At 62.6% G+C, this 13075-nt stretch carries 11 protein-coding genes; 9 read left to right on the top strand and 2 right to left on the bottom strand.

Annotated features, from left to right (window positions below):
* Positions 1-70 precede the first annotated feature (70 nt).
* The 8 genes from ACP154_RS05570 to pheT all read left to right on the top strand — a co-directional run bounded on the left by ACP154_RS05570 (position 71) and on the right by pheT (position 8481).
* A complete protein-coding gene (locus tag ACP154_RS05570; RefSeq protein WP_421861074.1) occupies positions 71-1015 on the top strand; it encodes a peptidase in 945 nt (314 codons plus the stop codon).
* Positions 1016-1116: 101 nt separating this feature from the next.
* The gene (locus tag ACP154_RS05575) at positions 1117-1578 is read left to right on the top strand and encodes a peptidase S1 (RefSeq protein WP_421861072.1); all 462 of its coding nucleotides are present in this window, start codon (positions 1117-1119) and stop codon (positions 1576-1578) included.
* A gap of 126 nt (positions 1579-1704) precedes the next feature.
* Positions 1705-3474, top strand: a complete 1770-nt coding sequence (locus ACP154_RS05580; RefSeq protein WP_421861069.1) for a hypothetical protein — start codon at positions 1705-1707, stop codon at positions 3472-3474.
* A 188-nt stretch (positions 3475-3662) separates the two neighbouring features.
* Positions 3663-3866 (top strand): 50S ribosomal protein L35, encoded by a 204-nt coding sequence (rpmI, locus tag ACP154_RS05585; RefSeq protein ID WP_028284624.1) that lies wholly within the window; start codon positions 3663-3665, stop codon positions 3864-3866.
* Positions 3867-3915: 49 nt separating this feature from the next.
* Positions 3916-4275, top strand: a complete 360-nt coding sequence (rplT, locus tag ACP154_RS05590; protein WP_022700890.1) for a 50S ribosomal protein L20 — start codon at positions 3916-3918, stop codon at positions 4273-4275.
* Between the two features lie 139 nt (positions 4276-4414).
* A complete protein-coding gene (gene pheS, locus ACP154_RS05595; RefSeq protein WP_421861066.1) occupies positions 4415-5497 on the top strand; it encodes a phenylalanine--tRNA ligase subunit alpha in 1083 nt (360 codons plus the stop codon).
* Between the two features lie 10 nt (positions 5498-5507).
* Positions 5508-6065, top strand: a complete 558-nt coding sequence (locus ACP154_RS05600; protein WP_107712052.1) for a hypothetical protein — start codon at positions 5508-5510, stop codon at positions 6063-6065.
* 25 nt (positions 6066-6090) lie between these two features.
* Positions 6091-8481 carry a phenylalanine--tRNA ligase subunit beta gene (pheT, locus tag ACP154_RS05605; RefSeq protein ID WP_421861063.1) on the top strand — a complete coding sequence of 797 codons (2391 nt, stop codon included), beginning with the start codon at positions 6091-6093 and terminating at the stop codon, positions 8479-8481.
* Positions 8482-8553: 72 nt separating this feature from the next.
* On the opposite strand, the gene ACP154_RS05610 is transcribed toward pheT, so the two are convergent.
* The gene (locus tag ACP154_RS05610; RefSeq protein ID WP_421861060.1) at positions 8554-9639 is read right to left on the bottom strand and encodes a hypothetical protein; all 1086 of its coding nucleotides are present in this window, start codon (positions 9637-9639) and stop codon (positions 8554-8556) included.
* Positions 9640-9803: 164 nt separating this feature from the next.
* Positions 9804-12026 (bottom strand): prolyl oligopeptidase family serine peptidase, encoded by a 2223-nt coding sequence (locus ACP154_RS05615; RefSeq protein ID WP_421861056.1) that lies wholly within the window; start codon positions 12024-12026, stop codon positions 9804-9806.
* Positions 12027-12146: 120 nt separating this feature from the next.
* Here ACP154_RS05615 and dapF point away from each other — a divergent pair, with 120 nt between their 5' ends.
* A complete protein-coding gene (dapF, locus tag ACP154_RS05620; protein WP_421861054.1) occupies positions 12147-12968 on the top strand; it encodes a diaminopimelate epimerase in 822 nt (273 codons plus the stop codon).
* The last annotated feature ends 107 nt before the right edge of the window (positions 12969-13075 follow it).

The raw sequence follows: 13075 nt of genomic DNA on the forward strand, positions 1-13075 counted from the left end.
TTTAACCAAGCCTGCATAAGGTGTGCGGGTGATCCGCAGCCTGCTGCGGGGGAATACGGGGGACGAAATCATGATGAACTCTGCAACACTGACGGTCAGTGTTTTTGCGGCGGCGCTTTTCGCCGGATCGACGGCTCTGGCTCAGGACTTTACTGAGCCGCCTTCCTTTGGTCGGGTGACCTTGAGCGCTGGCTTCACGCCGGATCCTTACGTGCGCAATCTGACGGCGGGCGGATCGATCCGCGCGCAGGACCGGTTTTCCGATTGCCGCGGCTATATCGCCAATGCACCTGACTTTTCGGTCAATTACAGCGCCGGTTCTTTCCCGCTGATTTTCTCGGCGGATTCAGATGCTGACACCACGCTGGTGATCAATGGACCTGACGGCCGCTGGTATTGTGATGATGACGGCGCCGAAAGCCCGCTCAATCCGCTGGTCCGGTTCTCAAACCCGTCCTCGGGCCGATACGACGTCTGGGTCGGCACCTATATGAGCGGCTCTGGCGTTCCCGCAACCTTGTTTGTGTCTGAGGTTGGTGAATTCACACGCGACAGTGCGGGCGGCGGAGGCGGCTACAATTATGGCGGCGGTCTGGATATCTCTCTGGCTTCGCGTTTCGCTGACATTACGCTCAATGGCGGCTTCCTGCCTGATCCCTATCAGCTGCGTCTGACGGCCGGTGGTTCGGTTTCGGTCAGTGACGCGCTGGAATACGGCAGCGGGTCCTGCCGCGGCTATGTCACGCGCGAACCCAGCGTAGAGCTTGATTACAACGGCTATGGCTCCCTCTACATCTATACGGACGGGGATGCTGACACGACGCTCGCCATCAATGGCCCTGATGGTCAGTGGTACTGCTCTGACGATGAAATCGGCACGGATGCCGGGATCGAGTTCAACAGCTCCACACGAGGCGTCTATGACATCTACGTGGGCACTTATTCTCGCGGTGATCGTCAGACCACGCTGATGATTTCCGAGATTGAAATGGGCTATCGCCCGTCCCGGAAGTAACAGATGCGCTGACGCGCCCCTTGCGTGTCAGCGCACACTGCTTTGATGGCGGAGCCGTCAGGGCCGGCAGGAGGGTGGCAGGGAACCGAAAGGGTCTTGAGATGCGCTATAGTCTGATTACCGCCGTTGCAGCTGTCGGCATGATCGCCGTCTCTGCACACGCCCAGAATGTTTCTTTGAGCCCCACATACGGCACCATATCGCTCAACAGCGGGTTCTCTCCGGATCCTTACGTGGTTGAGCTGGAGGCGGGCGGTTCGATTTCCGCCTCCAACATTGGATGCACGGGCTATATCGCCAATGCGCCTGACCTGCGGCTCAATTATCGCGCCAGCGAAGGGTTGCCGCTGATCATATCGGTCAGTTCGGAGGCGGACACGACGCTGGTGATCAACACGCCGACCGGCGGCTGGGCCTGCAATGATGATGGCGGCGAAGGCTCCAATCCGTCGATCCGTTTCAGCGCGCCTCAATCGGGCCAATACGATATCTGGGTCGGGACGTATTCCAATGGCGGCATACGCCCTGCGGATCTGCATATCTCCGAACTCTACAGCCAATAAGTCTCATCAGGGCTGGGCTTGTCGGGACAGGTGACAAGCGATTGCGAGCCCGGCGCCAGATCGACATGATCTGGCCTGTATTTCAGTCCTACAGTGACTGAACTTGAATTTTCACAGGGGGATCACATGACTGCATCACTGAAATACGCCGCCTCCGCGGCCGCTTTGGGGCTTGCATTGACACTGGGTCTGGGCGCGACCGCCGTCGGACAGTCTTTCTCGGGCGATCCGGCCTATGGCGGGCTGAGCTTGCGTGACGGCTCGGTTGAGGCCTCTGTGCGAGCGGGCGGCGCCTGGAGCGCGGACCTTCTGAGCCAAGGATGTTACGGCTACATCACCGAAGCGCCGACGCTGACTGTGGAGTATGCCGGGGGCGAAGACCTGTATCTCTCAGCGGGCGCGGATGAAGACACGATCATGGTGGTCCGCACGCCGAACGGCGACTTGCATTGTGATGATGACGGCGCAGGCGATCTCAACCCCGGTCTGGTGTTCGCGAAAGCAGAGCGCGGGGTGTATGAGTTGTGGCTGGGCACATACTCCGCTGGCGTCGGCACGCCTGCGGCCCAGATCCATGCCTCCACGAGCGGTTTTGATACGACGAACCCGTTCAGCGTATCTCCGAACGCCAGCCTGCGCGCCGACCAGTCCTTGCGCTTGCGGTCTGGCTTTCGTGATGATCCGCGGCTGATTGACGTGATCGCAGGCGGCGAAGCGCGGCTCGAGGAGCTGGGCGACATGTGCTATGGTTATTCAGGTGAGGCTGCGGATGTGGCGCTGACCTATCGCGCGGGTGCGTTGCCGCTTTACATCGCCATGGAAAGCGAGCGCGATGGCGTCCTGGCCGTGCGCACGCCATCGGGCGAGATGCTGTGTAATGACGACGCCGTGGGCCTCAATCCCGGCGTTCATATCGACAATCCCGAACGTGGCGAGTATCTGATCTGGACAGGTCTTCTGGGCGACCGCGGCGTCACGCAAGCGGGCGTTCTGTCGATTTCCGAGATCGGTTATCAGGGCGTCGACCGGCGTCTGGACCTGACCGAGCCGGCCCTGTTCGGTTCGCGCTCGCTGCGCGCTGGCTTTGTACCCGATCCCCTGGCGGTCGAGATCCGGGCCGGCGGACCGATCGAGGCCAATATGGCGGTGCAGGACGGCGTCGTGTCTGTGGGCTATTGCGGCGGCGACGTCACACGCGCGCCAACCTTCGAGCTCGACTTTGAGGCCGGAGAGGCGCCGCTCTTCATCTCGGCTGTCTCTGATGACGATACGACGCTGGTGGTCAACGGACCGGACGGCGCCTGGATGTGTGATGACGACAGCGGAGCGGGCCTCAATCCTGTCCTTGAAATCAATAATCCGCAAAGCGGCGTCTATGACATCTATGTGGGACGGTTCTACGGCGACAGCGAAACCTCCCCTGCGACGCTTTACGTCTCAGAGATCGGCGGCGGCGCGGACCCGATCAATTCGCGTGTGGATCTGAGCTTGCCGGCGATGTACGGCGATCATGATCTGGAGGCGGGGTTCGTGCCCGATCCCTACCGTATTTCAGTCCAGGCGGGCGGCCCGCTTGAGGCGAGTTCGTCAGGGATTGCCTCGGATGCGGACTGGTGCAGCGGGTCTTATACAGCGGCGCCGACCGCTGAATTGACCTGGAGCGGCGAGAACGGTCCGTTGTCGATTTATGTGGAAGGGGACCGGGACACGACGCTGGCGATCAACCTGCCCGACGGCAGCTGGCGCTGTAATGATGATGGCGGCCCGGGCCTGAACCCGGCGCTCCAGTTCGACCGCGCTCTCAGCGGCGTCTACGACATTTATGTTGGCGTCTTCAGCGGCGAGCCGGCGTCTGCGCAGCTGATGATTTCGGAGTTCGACGCGCCGAGCGATTAATCGGCGTTTCGATACGGTATAAAAGGCGCCCCGGTCCGCCCGGGGCGCCTTGCATTTTGGGCGGGGGCGCGTATAACCCCCGCTCTTACTCACCAGCCACCCCGGCTTCATCGACATGCCGGGCGGCTGAGAACGCTGGAAAGACTGGTCCTGAACGGCTGGATTTCCCCGCAGGAATGGAGAGCGAAATGTCGAAACTGAAGACCAAATCAAGCGCCAAGAAACGCTTCAAGGTCACGGCCTCTGGTAAAGTGATGGCCGGCCCGGCGGGCAAGCGCCACGGCATGATCAAGCGGACCCCGAAACAGATCCGTCAAAAGCGCGGCACCTCCGCGCTGGCGGCTCCGGACGCTAAAGTCGTCAAGCGCTCATACATGCCGTACAACCGCTAAGGCGGAACGGCTAAGCCCACCTTTTAAAAAGATTTAGGAGACAGCCCGAATGGCTCGAGTGTCCTCCGGCCCGGCCCGTCACGCCCGGAAAAAGAAAGTTCTTGATCAGGCGAAAGGCTATTACGGCCGTCGCAAAAACACCTTCCGCGTCGCCAATCAGGCGGTGGAGAAGGCTGGTCAGTACGCCTATCGCGACCGTCGCGCCAAGAAGCGCACCTTCCGCGCGCTGTGGATCCAGCGGATCAACGCGGCTGCGCGTCTGAATGACTTTACCTATGCCCGCTTTATGGACGGGCTCAACAAGGCCGGCATCGAGCTGGACCGCAAGGTTCTCGCCGATATCGCCGTGCATGAGCCCGAAGCCTTCGCCTCCCTGGTCGCTCAGGCCAAGCAGGCTCTGCAGGGCTAAGTCGGACGATTTGTTCGACTGCTTGTGACAAGCGCCCGTCTGCAGACCCTGCAGGCGGGCGTTTTCGCGTTTGAGATCAGGCGCGGGCCTCGCTAAACCCCTATCTGAATGACTGCTCGTCCGATCCCCGGAGTGACTTATGACCGCCTCTTCCGATCTTGATGCGCTGGAAGCGCGCCTGTCCGCTGACATTGAAGCGGCGTCCGATCTTGCTGCGCTCGACGCCCTGCGCGTGGGCGCGCTTGGCAAGAAGGGCGAGGTGTCCCTGAAAATGCGTGAGCTGGGCAAGATGAGCCCGGACGAGCGTCAGGTGATGGGCCCGGCGCTCAATGGCCTGAAGGACCGTCTCAACACGCTGCTGGAGCGCCGCAAGACGACGCTGGAAGACGCAGCCATGACCGCAGCGCTGGCCAGCGAAACGGTGGACGTCACGCGCCCTGTGAAGCGCGAGGCGCAAGGCTCGCTGCACCCGGTCGCCCAGGTGATGGAAGAGCTCGCGGTGATCTTCGCCGATATGGGCTTCGCAGTGGCTGAAGGCCCGGACGTGGAAGACGACTTTCACAACTTCACGGCCCTGAACTTCCCCGAGGACCACCCCGCGCGCGACACCCACGACACCTTCTTCATGAAGGCGGCGGACGGCGAGACGCCGAAAGTCCTGCGCACCCATACGAGCCCGGTGCAGATCCGCACCATGCTCAAGAACAAGCCGCCGATCCGCATCATTGCGCCGGGCCGGGTCTATCGCTGTGACTGGGACCAGACCCACACCCCGATGTTTCATCAGGTCGAGGGGCTTGTGATCGACAAGGAGACCCATATGGGCCACCTCAAGGGGTGCCTGATGGATTTCGTCGCGGCGTTCTTTGAGACGGACACGGTCGAGGCGCGCTTCCGCCCTCACCATTTCCCCTTCACCGAGCCGAGCGCGGAAATGGACGTGCGCTATGAGCGCGTGGGCGATGCGGTGAAAGTGGGCTCGGGCGACAAATGGATGGAGATCCTGGGCTGCGGCATGGTCCATCCCAATGTGATCAAGTCCTGCGGTCTCGATCCGGACGAGTATCAGGGCTTCGCCTTCGGCATGGGTGTGGACCGCCTCGCCATGCTCAAATACGGCATGCCCGATTTGCGGCCCTTCTTTGAGCCCGACACACGCTGGCTGAGCCATTACGGCTTCAGCCCGCTCTTGCAGGCGAACCTCGCCACCGGTTTGAGCTAGGACGGGAGCGATGCACCTGAACTCCAATCATCTTCAGGCTATTGGAACGCTCGCGGCGGCGATTGCGGCTCTGATTGCTCTGTTCGTGGCTTGGGATCAGGGCCGCGTCATGCGTCAGGAAATTCGCGCCTCTGTCTGGCCCGCGCTACAACTGGACGGGTTTTCGAGCCAGCGCGACGCTGACATCGTGCAGGGGTTGAACATCCAGAACGCCGGCGTGGGTCCGGCGCGGATTGATTCCATCACGATCCTGTATCAGGGCGCGCTGGTGGCGGATCTTGAAGCCGTGTCCGAGGGTTTTCCCGGCTATACCGGGCGCTCCGCGACCAGCGTGACCGGGCGGATCATTGGCGCCGGGGATACGGTGGAGGTCTTTTCCTTCGTGAACCCGCGGACCCGGGCTGATGACGCGGTTGAGATGATGTACGACCTCGCCAGCAATTACAGGGTGGAGGTGTGTTACTGCTCGGTCCTGGATGAATGCTGGATCGCGCGCACGACCGGATCAATCACCCCCAAACCTGAATCTGTGGACGCCTGCCCTGATAGCGGCGTTAGCAATCTCTAATTCCCCGACCCTTTGGACCTGACCGATGAAATTCACCTATTCCTGGCTCAAAGAGCATCTGGACACCGATCTCAGCCTCGCCCAGCTCGACGAGGCGATGACCATGGCGGGTCTGGAGATCGAGGAGATCGAGGACCCGGGCGCAAAGCTGGCCGAGTTCTCCACCGCTTATGTGAAGGACGCCCAGCCGCATCCCGATGCAGACAAGTTGCGTATCTGCACGGTGGAGACCAGGGACGGCGAGAAACAGATCGTCTGCGGAGCGCACAACGCGCGCGCCGGCATGACCGCCATTTACGCGCCGCTGGGCGCCTATATCCCCGGCCTTGATTTCAGCCTCGACAAGAAACCGCGCAAGATCCGCGGCGTCGAGAGCTATGGCATGATGTGCTCGGCCAAGGAGATCGAGGCGGGCGAGGATCATGACGGCATCGCTGACCTTGAAGGCGACTGGCCTGTGGGCACCCCGGCCGCCGAGGCGCTGGGCGTCAATGACCCGGTCATCGATTTTGAAGTCACGCCGAACCGGCCTGACTGGCTGGGCGTTTACGGTATTGCGCGCGATCTCGCCGCGGCGGGCGCCGGTACGTTGAAGACCGGCCCGGTCAAGGCGATCCCCGGCAGCTTCCCCTGTCCCGTGACGGTGAAGCTCGACTGGCCCGAGGCCTGCCCGATCTTTGCGGGCCGGGTCATCAAGGGCGTCAAGAACGGGCCTTCGCCTGAATGGATGCAAAAGCGCCTCAGCGCCATCGGCGTCACGCCGAAAAACCTGCTGGTCGATGTCACGAACTATGTCTCGTTTGATTATGCGCGGCCGCTGCATGTCTATGACATGGCGAAAATCGGCTCCACGCTTTACGCCCGCAAGGGCCGCGGCGAGGCCGATCAGCATGTGGCGCTGGACGAGAAAACCTACACGCCCTCTGAAACCGATTGCGTGATCGCCGATGGGGAGCGCGCGCTGGGCCTTGGCGGCATTATGGGCGGCGCCCATTCAGGCTGCTCGTCGGAGACCACAGACGTCTTCATTGAAAGCGCCTGGTTTGACCCCGCGATCATCCGCAAATCCGCCCGCGCGCTGGGCATTGAATCTGACGCCAAATATCGCTTCGAGCGCGGCGTCGACCCTGAAAGCCCGGTGGACGGCATTGAGCTGGCCACGGCGCTGATCTTGAAATACGGCGGCGGCGAAGCCTCCGACGTCACCGTGTCGGGCGAGGCTCCGGCGCGTCCGGACGACATCGCGTTCGACCCGTCTCGCATCAAACGCCTGCTGGGGCTGGAACTGTCTGAAGACCGGATTGAGGAGATTTTGGTTTCGCTGGGCTTTGGCGTCACCCGTGGCGAACGCTGGACGGTCAGCGTGCCGAGCTGGCGCCGCGATTGCTCGCATCAGGCGGACCTGATCGAGGATGTGGCGCGCATTGCGGGGTATGACACTCTGCCCGTGGTCTCCTTCCGTCGCCCTGAGGGCGAGCGTTTTGAAGCGCCCGCAACGGAGCTTCAGAACCGGGTGCGCGCGACGCGCCGGGCTGCGGCGAGCCGTGGCTATCGCGAAGCCATCACCTGGTCCTTCTGCCGATCCGATCAGGCCGATCTGTTCGGCGGCGTTGGTGAAGGTCTGGTGCTGGAAAACCCGATCAGCTCCGAGCTCGATGTCATGCGCCCGACCGCGTTGATCCATCTTCTGACCAGCGTACAGAAAAGCGCTGATCGCGGCTTTGACGATGCGCGCTTTTTCGAGGCGGGCCCGATCTATCTCAATGACAGCCCGACCGGTCAGCAGACCGTTGTGTCGGGGGTGCGCCGCGTGGTCGCTGCGCGCGACTGGCGCGGTGAGGGCGCGCCGGATGTCTTTGACATCAAGGCGGACGCCCTGGCGGCGCTCGAAGCGGCGGGCGCCCCGGTCGAGAAACTGCAAGTGACCGCGGATGCGCGCGAGCACTGGCATCCGGGCCGCTCCGGCGTGCTGCGCCTGGGCCCCAAAGTGCTGGCGGAGTTTGGCGAGATCCATCCCAAGACCCTCAAGGCGCTGGATGTGGATGGCCGGGTGCTGGCGTTTGAGGTGTTTCTCAACGCCATCCCGTCCGCCAAGAAAAAAGCCCTCAAGGCGCGCCCGGCGCTGGAGCTGTCTGATCTGATGGCGGTGAAGCGCGACTTCGCCTTCCTCATGGAGGCGTCGGCTCCGGCCGCAGACCTGATCAAGGCGGTCCGGGGTGCGGAGAAGCAGCTCATCACCGATGTGGCCCTGTTTGATGTCTATCAGGGCCAGGGCGTGCCCGAAGGCCAGATCTCGCTGGCGCTGGAAGTGACCATCCAGCCGACCGATAAGACCCTGACGGACAAGGAGATCGAGGCCATCAGCGCCAAGATCATCGCCAACGCCCAGAAGGCGGGCGCGTCTCTGCGCGGCTAGACATAAGACAAGCGCCCCGGAGGCTTGAGGTCTCCGGGGCGCGCACGCCGCCCTGTCCATGCAGTCAAGCCGTTAGACCGTCAGATTGAGGCCGCCTCGGGCGATCTCCCGCGGGGTCACGGCGCCATCCAGATTATTATCGAGGGGCTGGTTGACCGGCCGGGCGCGTTGGGGGTCTGGCGTTGTGTCGTTCAGCCGCTCAGACGTCGTAGGATTGGGGCCGCTGCGGCTGATGCCGTCATCGCGCGTGGAGAGCTCGCTATCAGCGCGCGCAAAGCGGGTTTCAAACTGGGTGTTGGGCGTCGTCACTTCCGCTTCAGCGTCATTGACCGTATCGCTGTCAAGGCGAGCGGAACTCAGTCCTGACACGCTTTCGTCCGTGTCGGCCTGTGCCGTGTCTACCGCCGGCTCAGCAGCGTCGGTGCGCGGATCAGCGCGATTCACGGCGCTGGATTGTTCCAGCGCGGCAGTGGTGGGATTGATCGCGTCAGACGCCCGGGCCGCCGGATTCAACCCGGCTCCAGTCGAGTCAGACTGAGATGGCGCCGTGTCATTGCTTGTCGGCCGCGCCTCAGCGTCCACCGGTCGAGCGGCTTGCGCCTGAGTATCCTGCGGACGCGTGTCTTCCGTCACGGTCCGATTTTCAACGCTTTGCGTCTCTACGCGGCGTGTGTCGCGGGCGTCATCGGCGTTCCGGGCTTCTGCGGCGCGCGCCTGAAGCTCAGCGGTTTCTGCGTCTCGGGCCGAGGTCAGCGTCGCGGCGAGCGAGTCTGTCTGCGAGCTGCGCTCAGGGGCGGCGGGCGCCGTCGCTTCACGGCTTTCAACCGAAACTTCGGTCGTCTGGCGCAGAGACGCCGTCTCAGGTTGAGCCGGTTCAGGACGGGATTGCACGCGCGCTTCCTGCGCTTGCAGCAGGGCGGCGTTGGTGGAAGCGTCCAATCGGTCACCCACCGCCTGGTTGAAGCCTTCTGCGGCGGCTGAGCGGGTCTGGCGGTCGTCGCCAGCGCGGGTCTGATCGGGTGCGGATCGCTCAACGGGCGGGACCGCCGCTGCGTCGCGGGCGCTGGCTGAATTGATCAGAGCGGGTTCGGACTCACGGGGCGGGGTTCGATATAAATCAGCGAGATATCCCGCTCCGCCTGCAATGTCAGCGACCATGGCGCACCTCTGCACAGCTGGGTTCACTCAGCAATATACAGTTTTTGCGATCGGAAGGTTCTCCTGACAGGCGATTGTGCTTTCTGAAACCTTAACGGCCAAAGCCAAAAAAGCCCCGAAGCATCAGCTCCGGGGCTTTTAGGTTCGGCGATGAAGCGGTGAGCCTAGCCTTCGCTGGCCGCCGCCTCGTCCGCATCCATCAATTCTTCCATCAGGAAGGTGTACTCGAGCGCCAGACGACGCGCGCTTTCCTGAAGGTTGGCGGCGGCGGAATGGCCGCCCTCCATGTTCTCATAATAGAGGACATCCTGATCCATCTCGTTGAGGAGATAGGCCAGTTTCCGCGCATGGCCGGGATGCACCCGGTCATCCTTGGTGGAGGTGAGAAGGAACATGGGCGGATAGTCGACGCCGGTCTCTACATTATGGAAGGGCGAGATCGAGCGCAGGAAGGCGCGCTCTTCAGCGTTCTCGTCCGGGAAGCCGTACTCGTCCTGCCAGCTCGCGCCGGCCAGCAGTGTGTGGAAGCGCAGCATGTCCAGAAGCGGCACCTGGCTGATCACCGCGCCCCACAGATCGGGACGTTGGGTATACATCACGCCGGTCAGAAGGCCGCCATTGGAGCCGCCCTGAACCGCCAGCTGATCAGAGGTGGTTACGCCGTCATCAATGAGGTATTCCGCGACGGCGATCAGGTCATCATAGATGCGCTGACGATTGGTGCGCAGACCGGCCTGGTGCCAGGCCGGGCCGAACTCGCCGCCGCCACGAATATTCGCCAGCACATAGGTGCCGCCGTTTTCCAACCACATGCGGCCGCGCGTGCCCGAATAGGACGGGGTCAGGCTGACCTGGAACCCGCCATAGGCGTATAGCAGCGTCGGTTGCGGACCTTCTGCGTCACCGGCATGGACGATGAAATACGGGATCATCGTACCGTCCGTGCTCTCGGCCTGACGCTGTTCGACCACAAGGCCTTCAGCCTCAAACCAGGACGGGGCGGATTTCGCCGCTTCCAGCTCCAGATCTGCGGTCAGACGATAAAGGGCTTCGGGCTCCAGGAAGCCTTCCACATTCACATAAGCGAGATCGGATTGCTCATCGGCGGTGACGATGGAGATCGACGCGTTCTCCGGCGTCTCCACGCTTTCGCTGGCCCAGCCGCCCTCGGTGCGGGTGAAGGCTTCAAGACCGCCCACCACATTGTCGTTGATCACCATCAGAAGGTGGTTCTGGGTGGTGGCGACGCTGCCAATGGACTGGCGGTCGTTCGGGGTGAACACCACTTCGACGCCCGGCAGCTCGCCGGTCTCGACGAAGGCGCCCATGTCAAAGCTGAGGATTGAGCCGGTGGGATAGGTCATCCCGCCTTCAACCGGGGTCCATTCCTCTTCGATCGAGAAGACCAGCTGACCGTCAAACAGGGTGCGCGGGCTCGACTTGCGCGGCAGAGGCATCTGAACCGGCTCGCCGGTCGCGCCGTCTGGCAGGTAGTAATAGACGCTTTCAAAGAAGCTCTCGGCCTGAATGGCCATCATATAGGCCGTGCCGTCCGCCTGTTCGAAGCGGGCGGGCCAGACGCCCACATTGCTTTCCGCGCCGGAAATGACGACTTCGGCCTCTTCGATCGGCGTGCCACGGGTCCAGCGCTTCACCACAAACGGATATCCCGACTGGGTAGCTTCAGCGGGGTCGAGCGCTGTGGCGATCAATAGCGTGTCTTCGTCAATCCAGGCGGTGGAGCCTTTGGTTTCATCGATGACGAAGCCGTCTTCGATGAACTCGCGGGTCTCCATATTGAATTCACGGCGCACCGCGGCGTCGGACCCGCCATCAGACAGCGTGATCATGCAGCGGGTGTAATCGGGCGCCAGGCAATCCGCGCCGCGCCAGACCCAGTTATGGCCTTCAGCTTCACCCAGGGCGTCGAGATCCAGCACCACATCCCATTCAGGATTGTCGGTGGCGTAGCTTTCCACGGACGTCTTGCGCCACAGGCCTTTGACGTGATCGGCATCCTGCCAGAAATTCCACAATTCGCCGTTGCGCACGCCCACATACGGAATGCGGTCGGTGGATTGCAGAACCTCAAGCGCTTGATTGTACAGAGTGTCATAGCGCGGATCGGACGTGAGGCGGTCGAGCGATTGCGCGTTCATCTCGGTCGCAAAGGCGAGGGCGCGTTCGCCTTCGACCTCTTCAAGCCATTCAAGGCTTTCAGTTTCCGCCTGGATTGCGGCGTTCAGCTCCGCGCCGGGCAGATTGGCGGTGTAGGTCACACCGGACTCCTCAGTATCAGTCATGTTGGTTTGTTCGGATGGCGAACAGGCCGCGAGCGCCAGAACGGCGGCGGCGGCGGACAGGTGATAACCCCAGCGGCGCATCATGCTCTCCCCTTGTTGAGCGACTGCGCGCATTCAACAGGGCGTTGGCCTCCGGGTCAAAGTGTTACTGTGTTACGCCCTCATTATCTTGCAGCCGGACGCAGACAGGCGTATCGGTGCGTCATGACAGCTTACGCCATGAACGGGGCGGGCAACGCCTTTATCGTCATCGACCGTCGCAAGGCGTCGGGGCCGTCGCGCTATGACCTTCAGGACATTGCGGCGATGGTGGACGTGCATCCGTTCGATCAGCTGATCGTGCTGGACCCCTCTTCAGACGCCGACGCCGACTTGCGGGTCTGGAACAAGGATGGCGGCGAAGTGGGCGCGTGCGGCAACGGTACGCGAGCCGCGGCCTGGCTATTGTTTGAAGCGGGGTCAAAACGCCAGCTCAGCTTCACCTCGTCGGGCGGGCCGATGCGTGCACAACGATTGAGTGATGGGGCGGCGGAAGTTGATCTGGGACCGGCGCGGCTCGATTGGCGCGAAATCCCGCTATCGCTCCCCATGGATACAGTGCGGCTTGATTTCGGTGTGAACCTGCCCGGCGGCGGGCGCCTTGAAGGCCCTGGCGCTGTCAGCATGGGCAATCCCCATGTGGTGTTCGCGGTCGAGGATGTCCTCGCCCTGCCTATCACAGAGATCGGACCTTCGATTGAGCACGACGCGCTTTTTCCCGAACGGGTCAATACCGGCTTCGCTCAGGTGCGCGATCGCGATGATATCCGCCTCAAAGTGTTTGAACGCGGCGCCGGGCTGACGCTGGCGTGCGGAACGGGTGCGTGCGCGGCGCTGGTGGCGCTGCACCGACAGGGGCTTGTGGACCGTGAAGCGGTGATAGAAGCGGATGGCGGCACGCTGCCCGTGCGCTGGGACAGCGAGGGCCATGTGCATCTCTCCGGCCCTGTGGTGCTGGAGCGCGAGCTGGATTTGCGCGGCGTTTAATGCTTGCTGAAACCCCGGCCAAGCGCAGCCCCGAGCCGGGGCCTCGCGCAGGATAAGGCGCTATTCGCGGAGGGAGGTCCCGGGTCTTCGCTCCGCTCGCCCGGGAA

The sequence above is a fragment of the Oceanicaulis sp. genome (genome assembly GCF_965249665.1).
Classification (GTDB): domain Bacteria; phylum Pseudomonadota; class Alphaproteobacteria; order Caulobacterales; family Maricaulaceae; genus Oceanicaulis.